The sequence below is a fragment of the Rhizobium mesosinicum genome (assembly GCF_019511345.1).
GTDB lineage: Bacteria > Pseudomonadota > Alphaproteobacteria > Rhizobiales > Rhizobiaceae > Rhizobium > Rhizobium mesosinicum.
Genome location: NZ_JAEUAK010000020.1, coordinates 24988 through 39846, shown reverse-complemented (window position 1 = coordinate 39846; position 14859 = coordinate 24988). Strand labels below are relative to the sequence as shown.

At 59.9% G+C, this 14859-nt stretch carries 11 protein-coding genes; 8 read left to right on the top strand and 3 right to left on the bottom strand.

The window, feature by feature from the left end; genetic code table 11:
• Nucleotides 1-512: 512 nt before the first annotated feature.
• Entirely contained in the window at nucleotides 513-1310 is a 798-nt protein-coding gene (gene cysQ / locus JNB85_RS29985) for a 3'(2'),5'-bisphosphate nucleotidase CysQ (RefSeq protein ID WP_220338042.1), read from the bottom strand.
• A gap of 503 nt (nucleotides 1311-1813) precedes the next feature.
• On the opposite strand from cysQ, the gene JNB85_RS29980 reads away from it, so the two are divergent.
• The 7 genes from JNB85_RS29980 to JNB85_RS29950 all read left to right on the top strand — a co-directional run bounded on the left by JNB85_RS29980 (nucleotide 1814) and on the right by JNB85_RS29950 (nucleotide 8440).
• On the top strand, nucleotides 1814-2716 hold the full coding sequence (locus tag JNB85_RS29980; RefSeq protein ID WP_220338041.1) for a branched-chain amino acid ABC transporter permease: 903 nt from the start codon (nucleotides 1814-1816) through the stop codon (nucleotides 2714-2716).
• 3 nt (nucleotides 2717-2719) lie between these two features.
• Nucleotides 2720-4117, top strand: a complete 1398-nt coding sequence (gene livM, locus JNB85_RS29975) for a high-affinity branched-chain amino acid ABC transporter permease LivM (protein ID WP_220338040.1) — start codon at nucleotides 2720-2722, stop codon at nucleotides 4115-4117.
• Nucleotides 4117-4992, top strand: a complete 876-nt coding sequence (locus tag JNB85_RS29970; protein WP_220338039.1) for an ABC transporter ATP-binding protein — start codon at nucleotides 4117-4119, stop codon at nucleotides 4990-4992. The genes livM and JNB85_RS29970 overlap by 1 nt, the downstream gene beginning before the upstream one ends.
• Complete coding sequence (locus tag JNB85_RS29965; RefSeq protein WP_220338038.1) at nucleotides 4992-5720, top strand: ABC transporter ATP-binding protein; 729 nt, start codon at nucleotides 4992-4994, stop codon at nucleotides 5718-5720. Before JNB85_RS29970 ends, JNB85_RS29965 begins: the two co-directional genes overlap by 1 nt.
• Nucleotides 5721-5745: 25 nt before the next feature.
• Nucleotides 5746-6099: a DUF6867 family protein gene (locus tag JNB85_RS29960; RefSeq protein ID WP_220338037.1), complete on the top strand. Its 354-nt coding sequence runs from the start codon at nucleotides 5746-5748 to the stop codon at nucleotides 6097-6099.
• 118 nt (nucleotides 6100-6217) lie between these two features.
• The gene (locus JNB85_RS29955; RefSeq protein WP_220338036.1) at nucleotides 6218-7339 is read left to right on the top strand and encodes a branched-chain amino acid ABC transporter substrate-binding protein; all 1122 of its coding nucleotides are present in this window, start codon (nucleotides 6218-6220) and stop codon (nucleotides 7337-7339) included.
• A gap of 129 nt (nucleotides 7340-7468) precedes the next feature.
• Nucleotides 7469-8440 (top strand): 2-hydroxyacid dehydrogenase, encoded by a 972-nt coding sequence (locus tag JNB85_RS29950; RefSeq protein ID WP_220338035.1) that lies wholly within the window; start codon nucleotides 7469-7471, stop codon nucleotides 8438-8440.
• A gap of 20 nt (nucleotides 8441-8460) precedes the next feature.
• Here the strand turns inward: JNB85_RS29950 and JNB85_RS29945 are convergent, their stop codons facing one another.
• Nucleotides 8461-9372 carry a response regulator transcription factor gene (locus tag JNB85_RS29945; RefSeq protein WP_220338034.1) on the bottom strand — a complete coding sequence of 304 codons (912 nt, stop codon included), beginning with the start codon at nucleotides 9370-9372 and terminating at the stop codon, nucleotides 8461-8463.
• On the bottom strand, nucleotides 9365-12748 hold the full coding sequence (locus tag JNB85_RS29940) for a hybrid sensor histidine kinase/response regulator (protein WP_220338033.1): 3384 nt from the start codon (nucleotides 12746-12748) through the stop codon (nucleotides 9365-9367). The genes JNB85_RS29945 and JNB85_RS29940 overlap by 8 nt, the downstream gene beginning before the upstream one ends.
• 179 nt (nucleotides 12749-12927) lie before the next feature.
• Between JNB85_RS29940 and JNB85_RS29935 the strand changes: the two genes are divergently transcribed.
• Nucleotides 12928-14832 carry an acid phosphatase gene (locus JNB85_RS29935; protein ID WP_220338032.1) on the top strand — a complete coding sequence of 635 codons (1905 nt, stop codon included), beginning with the start codon at nucleotides 12928-12930 and terminating at the stop codon, nucleotides 14830-14832.
• Nucleotides 14833-14859: the final 27 nt, after the last annotated feature.

The window sequence follows — 14859 nt, the reverse complement described above, 5'->3', positions numbered from 1 at the left end:
TTGTTTAACCGAGTCCAGAGAAATTTCGCATCGCAGCAAACTTCGCAGTTGCGTTAAGTTTATGCAAAATCAGGAGTTTTAATTTTCAACCGGGGTTTTTATTAGCAATCTTATGTGCTTGGCCGATCTGGGACGGCAGCCGGGAAGGTGTGATCGCCACGGCCTGCGTCGCGCCAAAACGCGCCAATCCCGGCAGGTCCACAGCAATCCCGGTCCGGCCGGGATCGAATATGGCGTCTGTTGTGCCGCAATGAGACTGGGCGGATGCCGCGGGAACCGGTCATCTGGAACTATGGCTCGAATACCATTAATTGTGTCTGTCTTAGGCGCGATGTTACCGAAGTCACATGGCGCCCGGCGACAATAATTGCGGCGACAGTCGAAGAGGATGCGGCGGGAAAAGGAATCGGGCGCGGCTCCGAATCAAAAGCCCGAACGATTAGTGGGGCGATCTCCCACCAGAGGTCCGTCAGGCCCTGATGTTGCTCAGCTCTGCCAACATTCGGCGATCGCTATCCCTGCTCGAACGCAGGCTTCTCGCCGCCCCAGGAGACGAAATGGGGATTTGCGAAGTCGAGATCGGCAGCCGCGCCGGTTTTACCGTAGATGAGCGGTTGGCCGTCCATCGTGACAGTCGATCCGCCGGCCGCGCGCAACACTGCATCGCCGGCCGCGGTATCCCATTCCATGGTGCGAGTGAAGCGTGGGTAGACATCGGCCTTGCCTTCTGCCAGCAGGCAGAATTTCAGAGACGAACCGATATTGGTGCATTTGGAGATCGCATGCCTGGCGAGGAAGAGGCCGGTCTCGGGGCTGTCATGCCGAAAGCTTGCGAGCGCCATGCCCTCTGCCGGCTGTTTGCGCACTTTGATCGGCATTCTCTGAGTTATCGCAAATTTGTCGTCGATCACCAGCTTCTCTGCATTTCCGCGCTCGCCGGAAAAAGCGACACCGAGGGCAGGGGCAAAGACGATGCCGACGACCGGGATGCCATTTTCCACATAGGCGATATTGACGGTGAACTCCTGGCGCTTATCCAGAAATTCCCGGGTTCCATCCAAGGGATCGACGAGGAAGAATGACTTTCCGGCAATATCGGGCACCTTGCCAGCAGCTACCGACTCTTCGGCGATGACAGGGATTTCAGGGAAATCGCGCTCCAGGTGCGTCAGTATGATTCGCTCAGCCTCTCGGTCGGCGGACGTCACCGGACTTTCATCGGCCTTCATTTCCACCGGGCAGCCGTCGCAGAAGACTTCTACGATGGCCTTGCCGGCTTCGAGGGCTGCCCGTTCAAATGTCTTCAGCATATTCCTGCCATTCGCCCATAACTTCGTCTTGAGACATCACACCATATATAGTGAGTAACAGGACGTTGCCGCACCTTTGCTGGAATGCCCAACATAGCACGGGCTGGCGGGTTTGCATAAAGCGCATGACGAGCATTTACCCAGAAATGACATTTGCAATTTATAGCATCCGCTAGTTTGAAATTTCTTTGAATTCCTCATTTGTGGAACAGTTTACGCACAAAGCGAACGCCGCTGACCTGATTTGTGGACGTGAGATCAGGCGTGGGAAGCCTGCTCTGGCTAAAAATTTGCCAACCGATGCCGCTTTTGTGTGGATTTTGGTCTGAATTGCGCCATTTAGGCCTGTTTACCCAAAATTCTGACGCAGTAAATCCTTTTTGTCTTCACATTTCCAACGAAACCGCTATGCAATGCGAGTTAGAGGCTCCTGTGAAAGCAGGAGCGATAAAATCAATAAGAGATGCAACTTAAATTTGGTTCGCATCCAGGGGAAATGACATATGGAGTATTTCGTCCAGCAGCTCTTCAACGGGCTGACTCTCGGATCCATCTATGGCCTTGTGGCTATTGGCTATACGATGGTTTACGGGATTATCGGCATGATCAACTTCGCCCATGGCGATATTTTCATGCTTGGTGGTTTCGCTGCTCTTATCGTCTTTCTCGTTCTCACATCCATCTTCGCGGGTCTTCCAGTAGCCGTGCTGCTGCTGGCGATGCTTGTGATCGCGATGCTGATGACGAGTTTGTGGAATTGGACGATCGAGCGTGTCGCCTACCGCCCGCTGCGCGGTTCTTTCCGCCTGGCGCCGCTGATTACCGCGATCGGCATGTCGATCACGCTGTCGAACTTCATCCAGGTCACGCAGGGTCCGCGCAACAAGCCGATCCCGCCGCTCGTCGGCACGGTTTATAATGTCGGCGGCATCTCCGTTTCACTGAAGCAGATCATCATCATTGTCATCACGGTGATCCTGCTCGCCGCTTTCTGGTACATCGTCCACAGGACGGCACTCGGCCGCGCCCAGCGCGCGACCGAACAGGACCGCAAGATGGCGGCTCTTTTGGGCGTCAATGTCGACCAAACAATCTCAATCACCTTCATCATGGGTGCTGCGCTCGCAGCCGTCGCCGGCACGATGTACCTCATGTATTATGGCGTCGCGTCGTTCAATGACGGGTTTGTCCCGGGCGTCAAGGCCTTCACCGCGGCCGTGCTCGGTGGCATCGGTTCCCTGCCGGGTGCTGTTCTTGGCGGACTGATGATCGGTCTCATCGAATCCCTTTGGTCGGCCTATTTCACGATTGCCTATAAGGATGTCGCTACCTTCGCCATCCTTGCATTCGTGCTGATCTTCAAGCCGACGGGTATTCTCGGGCGGCCGGAAGTCGAGAAGGTATAAATTATGGCAAACATCGACACTTCCGCTGGCAAGTCCGACGCCGGGCTTGTCCAGAAGGGGCTTAGGGAAGCCTTCTTCGCCGGTCTTATCTCGCTCGGCCTGTTCGTTCTCTATGTCGGTCTCGGCACGCAGCAGAATATCAATAACGAGTTGATCGTCGTTCAGCGCTGGGGACTGCTTACAATCTTCGTTCTGATCGCCGCTGTCGGCCGTTTCGTGATGGTCGTTTTCATCAAGCCGCATCTTGACCAGCGTAAGCTTTCGAAGGCGCGCCACGGTGAACTGGATATTTCGACGGACAAGGGCTTCTTCCGGACGCATTTCCTGAAGATCGCGCTCCTATTTCTCCTGGTCTACCCGCTGGCCACCGCCTATTTCCTCGGCCCGCAGGGCGCGTTGAAGTGGGTCGACAATTTCGGCATCCAAATCCTGATCTATGTGATGCTCGCCTGGGGCCTGAACATCGTCGTCGGTCTCGCGGGTCTGCTCGATCTGGGCTACGTCGCCTTCTATGCGGTCGGCGCCTATTCATATGCGCTGCTATCAGCCCATTTCGGCCTATCCTTCTGGGTGCTGCTGCCGCTTGCAGGCATCTTCGCGGCACTCTGGGGCGTCATCCTGGGCTTCCCGGTGCTGCGCCTGCGAGGCGATTACCTGGCGATTGTCACGCTTGCCTTCGGTGAAATCATCCGCCTCGTTATCATCAACTGGACAGAAGTGACTAAAGGCACCTTCGGTATCTCCGGCATCGCCAAGGCCTCGGTCTTCGGCATCTGGAGCTTCGATGTCGGCAAGGCGAATAATTTCACTAAGGCCTTCGGTCTGGCGAGCTCCTCGGCCTACTACAAGATTTTCCTGTTCTACGTCATTCTGGCGCTCTGCATGCTGACAGCCTACGTGACGATCCGGTTGCGTAGCATGCCAATCGGCCGGGCGTGGGAAGCGCTTCGTGAAGACGAAATCGCTTGTCGCTCGCTTGGCATCAATACGGTGACGACGAAGCTGACGGCTTTTGCTACAGGCGCCATGTTCGGCGGCTTTGCAGGCTCCTTTTTCGCTGCCCGCCAGGGCTTCGTTTCGCCGGAATCCTTCGTGTTCCTGGAATCGGCCGTCATCCTCGCGATAGTCGTTCTAGGGGGTATGGGTTCGCTGACGGGTATCGCGATCGCTGCTGTCGTCATGGTCGGGGGCACGGAAGTGCTGCGCGAAATGAGCTTCCTCAAGGTCGTCTTCGGACCGGAGTTCACGCCAGAACTCTATCGCATGCTGCTTTTCGGCCTCGCCATGGTCATCGTCATGCTGTTCAAGCCACGAGGTTTCGTCGGCTCGCGTGAACCAACCGCCTTCCTTAAGGAACGCAAAGCGGTATCTGGAAGCTTTACCAAGGAGGGCCATGGTTGATGAGCCCTGTCGAAAACACGATGTCGAATGACACTTTGCTCAAGGTCGAGCACCTGTCGATGAAGTTCGGCGGCCTTATGGCCATCAACGACTTCTCCTTCGAGGCCAAGCGCGGCGAAATCACGGCGCTGATCGGCCCAAACGGCGCGGGCAAGACGACCGTCTTCAACTGCATCACCGGCTTCTACAAGCCGACGATGGGCATGATCACGCTGACGCAGAAGAGCGGCAAGCAATACCTACTCGAGCGTCTGCCGGATTTTCGTATTACCAAGGAAGCCAAGGTCGCTCGTACCTTCCAGAACATCCGCCTTTTCTCAGGGCTTACCGTTTTGGAGAATCTGCTCGTCGCGCAGCACAACAAGCTGATGAAGGCTTCGGGCTTCACGGTGCTCGGCCTGCTCGGCATCGGTCCCTACAAGAAGGAAGCTGCAGCCGCCATCGAGCTTGCGCGTTACTGGCTGGAAAAGGCCGACCTCATCGATCGCGCAGATGATCCGGCCGGCGACCTGCCTTATGGCGCCCAGCGTCGTCTTGAAATCGCCCGCGCCATGTGCACCGGGCCGGAGCTTCTCTGCCTCGACGAACCCGCCGCTGGCCTCAATCCGCGTGAGTCAGCCGCCCTCAACGCGCTGCTGCGCGGTATCCGTACGGAAACCGGCACTTCGATCCTGCTTATTGAACACGATATGTCGGTGGTCATGGAAATCTCCGACCACGTCATCGTCCTGGAATACGGCCAGAAGATCTCCGACGGCACGCCTGAGCACGTGAAGAACGACCCGAAGGTCATTGCGGCCTATCTCGGCGTCGAGGACGAAGAAGTAGACGAGGTCATCGCCACCGTCGAGAGCCTCGAAGGGAATGCACACTGATGGCGGATCAACCACTACTGAAGGTTCACGGCGTCGAAACCTATTATGGCAATATCCGTGCGCTCGCCGGAATTGATGTCGAGGTCAACAAGGGCGAAATCGTCAGCCTGATCGGCGCAAACGGTGCCGGCAAGTCGACTCTCATGATGACGATCTGCGGCAGTCCGCAGGCCCGAGCCGGCTCGGTCATCTTCGAGGGCCGCGATATCACCAAGCTGCCGACCCATGAGATCGCCCGGCTGCGCATTGCCCAGTCTCCTGAAGGGCGCCGCATTTTCCCGCGCATGACCGTGCTGGAGAATCTCCAAATGGGCGCCGGCCTCGACAACCTCAAATATTTCCATGAGGATGTGGAAAAGATCTTCACGTTGTTCCCACGTCTGAAAGAGCGCCAGTCGCAGCGCGGCGGCACGCTTTCAGGCGGAGAGCAGCAAATGCTGTCGATCGGTCGCGCGCTGATGGCGCGTCCGAAGCTCCTCCTTCTCGACGAGCCTTCGCTCGGCCTTGCGCCGTTGATCGTCAAGGGCATCTTCGAGGCCATCAAAGTGCTGAACGAAAAAGAAGGGCTCACCGTCTTCCTCGTGGAGCAGAACGCATTCGCAGCGCTGAGGTTGTCGCACCGCGCCTATGTTCTCGTGAACGGCAAGGTGACGATGAGCGGCAGTGGCAAGGAATTGCTTGCCAATCCGGAAGTTCGCGCCGCTTATCTCGAAGGCGGGCGGCATTGATCGCTGCAGAAAGGAGAGTTTGATTATGCAGGGACTTTTCTTCGAAAGCGACAACGGCGTAAAGCTTGTCATCCGTGCACTCGTCGTGCTCATCGGCTTTTGGACGGCATCGCGCGCCGGCAAGGCGGTGGCGGACGGTTGGAGCAATTATCCCCTGGTCGTCGTCTATACCTTCTTGCTCGCATGGGCGATGCAGTTCCTGCACCATGCGCTGTTCAACGGGCCGATGCTCAACGCCTTTTTCTATATTATCGATTTCGTGACGCTGCTGATCTTCTCGACAGCCGGGTTCCGCTATCGCCGTACCAATCAAATGGTCAACAACTATTACTGGCTGTACGAAAAAACTTCCGCGTTTTCGTGGAAGGAGAAACATTGACAGCCCGTTGAAACTAGGCATGAATTGCCTTCAGAGTGGAACAGCTTTCCCGGCGCAGTCAAAGGTGGGGTATGCGTCGGGCCTTGGAAGAACCCGCCCAAAAATTGGGAGTAACAATATGAAGAAGTCTCTCTTGTCAGCGGTGGCACTGACGGCGATCGTCGCGTTCGGCGGCGTCGCACGAGCTGACATCCTGATCGGCGTTGGCGGCCCGCTGACGGGTCCAAACGCTGCATTCGGCGCACAGCTTCAGAAGGGTGCCGAGCAGGCCGCCGCCGACATCAACGCTGCTGGCGGCATCAACGGCGAGCAGATCAAGATCGAGCTCGGCGACGACGTTTCCGACCCGAAGCAGGGCATCTCCGTCGCGAACAAGTTCGTTGCCGACGGCGTGAAGTTCGTTATTGGCCACTTCAACTCGGGCGTTTCCATCCCGGCTTCTGAAGTGTACGCGGAAAACGGCATTCTCGAAATCACTCCGGCCGCTACCAACCCTGTTTTCACCGAGCGTGGCCTGTGGAACACCTTCCGTACCTGCGGCCGTGACGACCAGCAGGGCGCGATCGCCGGCAAGTATCTTGCCGATCACTTCAAGGACGCCAAGATCGCTGTCGTTCATGACAAGACCCCGTACGGTCAGGGCCTTGCCGACGAAACCAAGAAGGCTATGAATGCCGCTGGCGTCACCGAAGTCATGTATGAAGGCATCAACGTCGGCGACAAGGACTTCTCGGCTCTCATCGCCAAGATGAAGGAAGCCGGCGTCTCGATCATCTATTGGGGCGGTCTGCACACCGAAGCCGGTCTCATCATCCGCCAGGCTGCCGATCAGGGCCTGAAGGCAACGCTCGTTTCGGGTGACGGCATCGTTTCCAACGAACTGGCCTCGATCGCTGGCGACGCAGTCGCCGGTACGCTGAACACCTTCGGTCCCGATCCGACGCTGAACCCGGCCAACAAGGACCTCGTCGCAAAGTTCAAGGCCGCCGGTTTCAACCCGGAAGCATACACGCTCTATTCCTATGCTGCGATGCAGGTGATCGCCGGTGCCGCCAAGGCTGCCGGTTCGACAGACGCAGAAGCCGTTGCCACGGCCATGAAAGAAAAGGGTCCGTTCCCGACGGTTCTCGGCGACATCTCGTATGATGAAAAGGGCGATCCGAAGATCCCCGGCTACATCATGTACGAATGGAAGAAGGGCGCGGACGGCAAGTACACCTACGTCCCGCAGGGCATGTAAGCCTCACTTTCCTTTTGGGGACACGATTATCGAAGCCCGGTCATCGACCGGGCTTCTTTCTTTTTGTGGACGTTTCAATTCCTGTTCACCTAGTCTAACTCTCATCATTGTCTTCGGGCGGAGCCATCCATGTCCAAACCCCGCATTCTCGTCACCCGGCGCTGGCCAGCCGCGGTAGAGGCTGTTCTGGCCGAACGTTTCGACGTCACGCTCAACAGCGACGATCTTCCGCTCGGCGAAAACGAGCTGAGGCTGGCGCTTTCGATCTACGATGCGGTGCTGCCGACGGTGTCCGACCGATTGCCGGCAGCTGTCTTCGAAGGTGCATCGATCGTCACTAAGATCCTCGGCAATTTTGGCGTGGGCTACAATCACATAGATGTCGCCGCCGCCAGGGCGAAGGGTATTGCGGTCACGAATACGCCCGGCGTATTGACCGACTGCACCGCCGATATCGCCCTGCTGCTGCTGCTCTCCGTTGCCCGGCGCGGCGGCGAGGGCGAACGGCAGCTGCGCGCCGGTGAATGGAAGGGCTGGTGCCCGACGCATCTGGTCGGCACCAAGGTATCAGGCAAGACGCTCGGCATCATCGGCTTCGGCCGCATTGGCAGGGCCTTTGCGCAGCGCTGCCATTTCGGCTTCGGCATGGATGTCGTGTTCTTTAACCGCTCGCCGGTCGATCCCGAGGAAGCCGCGCGCTATGGCGCGCGGCAGTTGTCGACGGTCGAGGACGTGCTGGCGGCTGCCGATTTCGTCTCGCTGCATTGTCCCGGTGGAGCGGAGAATCGGCACTTGATGAATGCCGCGCGGCTTGCAACGATGAAGCCCGGCGCTTTTCTCATCAACACGGCGCGCGGTGACGTGATCGATGAAAGCGCACTGATCGCCGCGCTGGAGAGTGGCACGCTCCGCGGCGCAGGGCTCGATGTCTACGAGGCGGAGCCACACGTGCCGGAAGCGCTGCGGCGGATGGAGAATGTTGTTCTGCTGCCACATCTTGGCAGCGCGACAGAGGAAACGCGCACGGCGATGGGGATGAAGGTCGTGGAGAATGTGACGGCGTTTTTCGAAGGCCGCGAGGCGCCGGACCGGGTCGTCTGAGGGCGCTACCGTGCTATCCCTCACATCTCATGCAGTACATGTGCCGCCTTCACGGCGGCAGATGCCCTGTTCTCGACGCCGAGCTTCACATAGATCTGTTCCAGGTGCTTGTTTACCGTGCGGGCGGAGAGGCCAAGAATTTCGCCGATATCGCGGTTGGCCTTGCCCTTGGCGATCCACATCAGCACTTCGGATTCGCGCTGTGTCAGGGCAAAGTGCTGACGCAGGACTGCGTCATCGTTGCGCTGGTTGGCGGCAGTCAGGCGGAAGAGATATTCATCCGGACCGATCGCGCCAAGGAAGGCGAGCTGCAGGGCGGCCTGCCCAGCATGGGCGATGGAGATGAGGGCGTCGCGAGCGGCTGCGGCGCGTTCCTTCATCCAGTTGCCGATCGCGCGGGACACGACCTCCATGCCGTCGTCGCTGCCCATGGCGGCATTGACGAGGCGGGTCGCCTGCGGCGTCGACCAATGGATCGCGCCGTCGCCTTTGACCGCCAGCAGATGGCGCCCGGCGGCATCCAGCGCAACGCGGGCGCTCTGGGCGGAGCGGGCGTTGCGCAGATGGACACGGATGCGGGCGCGCAATTCGTCAATGTTGATCGGCTTGCTGAGATAGTCGACACCGCCGGATTCGAGCGCGTGCACGACATGCTCGGTCTCGGTGAGGCCGGTCATGAAGATGACGGGTACTTGGGCGACGGCGGCATTGGCTTTCAGCCTGCGGCAGGTCTCGAAACCGTCCATTGAGGGCATGACCGCATCCAGCAGGATGAGATCGGGCGTGATGCGCTCGACGATGCTGAGCGCAGCCAAGCCGGACGTGGCGATCAGCACGGAGTAGCCTGACTGTTCCAACGCGTCGGTCAGGAAGCCGAGTGCCTCAGGCGAATCGTCGACCAGCAGAACGATATCGCGGGGGAGCTCAGCCAACGGTTTCACCCTTTTCTTCGAATTTGCGCAGGAAATCCATGAAGCCGGCGAGATCGAAGGCGGCGACATAGGAGCGGAGTTCTTCCGTGAATGGCTGATTTGCCTCCACCTTGGCAAGGTCGGAGAGCTTAGCTTCTATGCCTCTGATGTAACCGATCTCGCCTAGACGCAGCAGTTCCTGCACGTGTGCAGCGCCGGGGCTTCTGAGCGGCAAGGTGTCTGTTACCGGCGCCGGTGTCTGATCGTCGGCATAGAGCCATTTCAGGCCGAGATGCAGGGCGAGCTTGTCGCGCAGTTGCCTGATGTCGACCGGCTTGCCGATCGCGTCATTATGGCTGTCGTCGCTGTCGCTGTGAGCGGCGGCATCGCCGATATTGGCTGACAGCATCAGGATCGGCGCTGCGCGTCCCGTCTCGCGCAGCCGGGAGACGAGCTGCCAGCCGTTCATGCCGGGCATAGAGATATCGACGAGGAAGAGGTCCGGCTCTATGCCTTCGACAAGTGTCAGGCAGTCGGGACCGCTCGCTGCCGTCAGCACGATGAAATCGAGCGGGACCAGGATTTCCCGCATCATCTCGCGATGATCCTCGTTGTCGTCGACCACGACGATGGTGCGGCGCGGGCCGTCATAGCTGACGATCTTTTTCTCCTGCGGCGGGGCTGCAGGGCGCATAACGGCCGACAGCATGAGGCGGACGCGGAAGGTGGACCCCCTGTCCTTTTCACTCGCAACGGAGATCTCGCCGCCGAGCGTGTTGGTCAGCAATCGAGTGATGGTGAGGCCAAGGCCTAGACCGGGCATGGGGCGCACGCTCTCCGCTTCACCGCGCTGGAAGGGCTCGTAGATGCGCGTCAGATCCTTCTCGGCGATGCCGCGTCCGGTATCGGAGACGGTGAAGGTCGCGACCTGGCTGCGGTAGCCGACATCGAAGGTGACGCTGCCTTCGTCGGTGAATTTGATGGCGTTGGAGAGCAGGTTGACGAGAATCTGCCGCAGCCGCTTCTCGTCGGTCCGGACGAATTGCGGCAGCGCCTGCGAACGCTCGTGGATGAAGGACAGGCCCTTTGCCTGCGCCTGCGGTCGGAACATATCGACGATCTGGTCGAGGAAGTCCTGAATATTGATCTCGTTCGAATAGACCTGCAGGCGGCCGGCCTCGATCTTCGAGATGTCCAAAAGGCCATCGATCAGGCCGGAGAGATGCTCGGCGCTGCGGCGGATGACCTTGATGGAAGATTGCCTCGGCACAGGGATCGTCTCGTCGCGCTCAAGGATTTGGGCGTAACCGAGAACAGCGTTCAGCGGCGTGCGCAGTTCGTGACTCAAGCCTACGACATAGCGGCTCTTGGCGCGGTTGGCGGCCTCAGCGGTTTCCTTGGCGGCCTGGAGCGCCGCATCGGTCTTCTTGTGGGCGGCGATTTCTTTCAGGAGCAGTGTGTTCTGGCGGGAGGATTCCTCCTCGGCGACGACGCGGCTGTCATGGGCAAGCACATAGAACCAGCAGGCAATGCCGGCGATGACCGAGAAGACGAAAAAGACGATCAGGATGGTTCTGTTGACGACTTCGGCGGTCTCCGGCGAGGCGGAACTCACCTGATGGGCGATCATGGCAAGGATTGCCCCGACGGCTGTCAGGGCCAGCGCCACGGCAATACCGTAGCGGCCGAGGCGGGTCGTCAGTTTCTGGACGATGGTTTCCGGCAGCAGGGTCTTTGCGACGGCGCCGACCTGCGCATTGAAGCGGGCATTCGGCTTGCACATGTCGTGGCAGCGGCTGTCGAGCGAGCAGCAGAGCGAGCAGATCGGCGCGGCATAGGCCGGGCACCAGGCCATATCCTCCGGCTCGAACGGATGTTCGCAGACGGAGCAGGTGATAGTGGTCAGGTTCTTCCAGGCGTGCCGTGGTTTGCGGGCGAGATAGAACTTGCCCTTGGTTGCCCAGGCAAGGGCAGGCGAGGCGATGAGCGCGATCACCAGGGTGATGTAAGGGGCGAGCGAAGCGGCGACCGAGCCTAAAATCCCGAAATGGGCGATCAGCGCAATGCCTGCAGACAAAGTCATGGCGCCGAGGCCGACCGGATTGATGTCATAGAGGTGGGCGCGCTTGAATTCGATGCCCGGAGGGGCAAGGCCGAGCGGCTTGTTGATGAAGAGGTCAGCCGAGATGGTACAGAGCCAGGCCATGGCGATAATCGAGAAGATGCCGAGCGTTTCCTCGAGCAGCCGGTAGATGCCGAGTTCCATCAGCAGCAGCGCAATCGCCACGTTGAAGACTAGCCAGATGACGCGCCCGGGATGGCTGTGCGTCAGGCGCGAGAAGAAGTTCGACCAGGCGAGGGAGCCGGCATAGGCATTCATGACGTTGATCTTGAGCTGCGAGACCACCACGAAGGCAGCCATCAGCAGCAGGGCGGCATTCTGCCAGGGGATCATATAGCCGAAGGCAGTGAGATACATCTGCGCCGGATCGGCGGCGCGGTCGACCGGCACGCCGGAGGTGAAGGTCAGCACCACGAGGAAGGAGCCGGCGAGCAGCTTCGGCGCGCCGATGATGACCCAGCCCGGACCGGCGAGGAAGACGGCAAGGCGGTGGCGCAATTTGCGCTGCGGGTCCGGCGGCAGGAAGCGCAGGAAGTCCGCCTGCTCGCCGATCTGCGACATGAGCGCCAGGATGACGGCGGAGGCCGCGCCAAACTCAACGAGATTGAAATCTGCGACCGTGCCGGTTGGGCCGGAAGCGTGGCGGATGCCGGCGAAGGCGCGCCAGACATCGAATTTGCCCCAGTCCAGAAAGGCGATGAAGATGAAGGGCAGGATGTTCAGGATGATCCAGAAAGGCTGGGTCATCAGCTGGAATTTGCTGATAAGGCGCACCCCGTGGGTGACGAGCGGGATCACCATGACGGCGCTGATGATGTAGCCGATCCACAGGGGAACGCCCAGCGTGAGTTCCAGCGCGCCCGACATGATCGAGGCCTCGATCGCAAAGAGCATGAAGGTGAAGCTCGCATAGATCAGCGAGGTGATGGTCGAGCCGATATAGCCAAAGCTCGCGCCGCGCGTCAGCAGGTCGATATCGACGCCATGGCGGATCGAGTAGCGGCTGATCGGCAGGCCGATCGCCAGCATAGCGATGGAGGCGACGATGATGGCGAAGAAGGCATTGGTCGTGCCGTAAGAGAGCGTGATGGCGCCGCCGATGGCCTCCAGCGCCAGGAAAGAGATCGCGCCGATCGCTGTCTGCGAGATGCGCTGTGACGAGAAGCGCCGGGCGCTCTTTGCGGTAAAGCGCAGCGCGTAATCTTCCAGCGTCTGGTTGGCGACCCAGCGATTATATTCGCGTCTCACCGGAATGATGCGTTGGCGCGCTGTCATGCCTTCTTTCTGGCATCCTGGTTGGGATCATCGTCTACAAGGCACTTTTGGCGGGACGAGCAGGAAAGGCAAGAGGCGGAGTTCCGGCGGATTCACATAACGGCAATATTTTCGAAACCGTTCCGTCACATAAGGGCTCTAACTCTCCTGCCGTTCGTTCAACCATTTCGGTGTTGCCTATGTCTGTCTTCAGCCTTTGCCGCCTGAGCACCGCTCTCGTCTGTCTTCTTTCGACCGTGCCGTCGCTTGCTGCCGCTGAGCAGACCACGGCGGCGAAAGCGCCCTACGTAGAGGCCGGAAACACCAATAAGCGTGGTGATGCCTGCTTCTCTACGGCAGACACGAATGCTGCCGTCCGTCTTCTCTCCGGCTTCCTCGAAGTCTGGACGCCGCGCACGCCCTTCGTCGATGCCGGCGTAGAGGCTCCAGCCAAGGACAATTGCCCCGCAGTTGCCAAGACGGACTGGAACGGCATTCCCTTCAGCAAGACCGACGGCCGGATCGTCAACAAGCTCGTCCATGATGCCAACATCGCCTATGTCGTCAATGCGACGCGGACGCGGACGGCCGAACAGGCGGTCGCCGCCTATCTCGACGACCGGCGCGGCAAGAATGCCAGCATTGTCGATGGCCTCGGCCCGTTGACGGATGCCTGGAAGGCGGGCTCCAAGCAGACCACCACGATCACCGAAGTCGCGGCCGATGCGACGACGGTCAAATACGACGACAAGGGCAACAATCGCGGCGCCGGCAGCAAGCCGGACGCGGAAAACAAGACCGATGCCAATCCGGACATGGGTCTCGCGATCGACTTCATCAACGCTGCGAGCGGTGACGGTTCTACGGAGCCTGCAAAGCGCTATTTCAAATATGCGCGTCCCTACCGCTGGAGCCAGGACGTGTCGGTCGTTCCGACACTGGAGCCCGCCAAGAGCAGCAAGCCGGTCGAGGATGGCGGCTTCCCGAGCGGGCACACGGCTGAAGCCTGGCGGGATGCGCTCGCCATGGCCTATCTCGTGCCGCAGCGCTTCCAGGAAATGATCACGCGCGCCAGCGAAATGGGCGAGGACCGCATCCTCGCAGGCATGCATTCGCCGCTCGATGTGATCGGCGGCCGCATGATCGGCACGGCCACGGTCGTCTACAATTTGAACAAGGCCGACAACGCCTCACTGAAGAGCGATGCTTACGCCCAAGCGCAGTCATGGCTCATTGCCAAATCAGGTGTTGCGGATGCGGGTGCGCTCGAAATTGCGGCCCATGCAGCGCCGCTCGCCGCAGACCGTTTCGCCGATCATGACGCCAACCGCGCCTACGTGCTGCAGCGCCTGAGCTACGGCCTGCCGACGATCCATGCGACCGACCAGCCGGCGCGCGTCCCGCTTGGCGCCGAAGTTCTTCTCGAAACGCGTCTGCCCTATCTCGATGGCGAGCAACGCCGCGAGGTGCTGGCGACGACGGAGATCGCCTCGGGTTATCCGCTGCTCGACGATCCGGAAGGTTATGGCCGCCTCAACCTGTTTGCCGCCGCCGACGGTTACGGCGCCTTCGTTCAGGACGTGACCGTGACGATGGATGCCACAAAGGGCGGCTTCAATGCGATCGACACCTGGCGCAACGACATCGGCGGCAAGGGCAGGCTGGTGAAGCGGGGCGGCGGCATCCTCGGGCTATCAGGCGCCAACAGCTTTGCCGGCGGCACGGTGCTGGAAGAAGGCGTCCTGGTGGCAGGCTCGCCGTCGGCCTTCGGCACCGGCGGACTGTCCGTGAACGGCGGTTCTCTCGTCCTGGCGGCCGACAAGCCCCTGACTGTAAGCGGTGACTACCAGCAGCTCACTAATGCCGCGGCAAAGCCGACGCTCGGTGCCGACGGCGCGGGTACGCTGGTCATTTCGGGCAAGGCCACGCTCTCCGGCGACCTCGACGTCACCCTTGCCTCGGGCTACGCCCCGGCGCCCGGAACGAAGATCGAGATACTGAAAGCGGGAGCCGTCACCGGCATCTTCGACAGGTTCACCATCTCCGGCCACAAGGCGACCCTTTCCTACGGCCCGACATCGGTCACGTTGACGATCGGCGGATAATATCGAACCGACGGGCTCCCGTTTGCG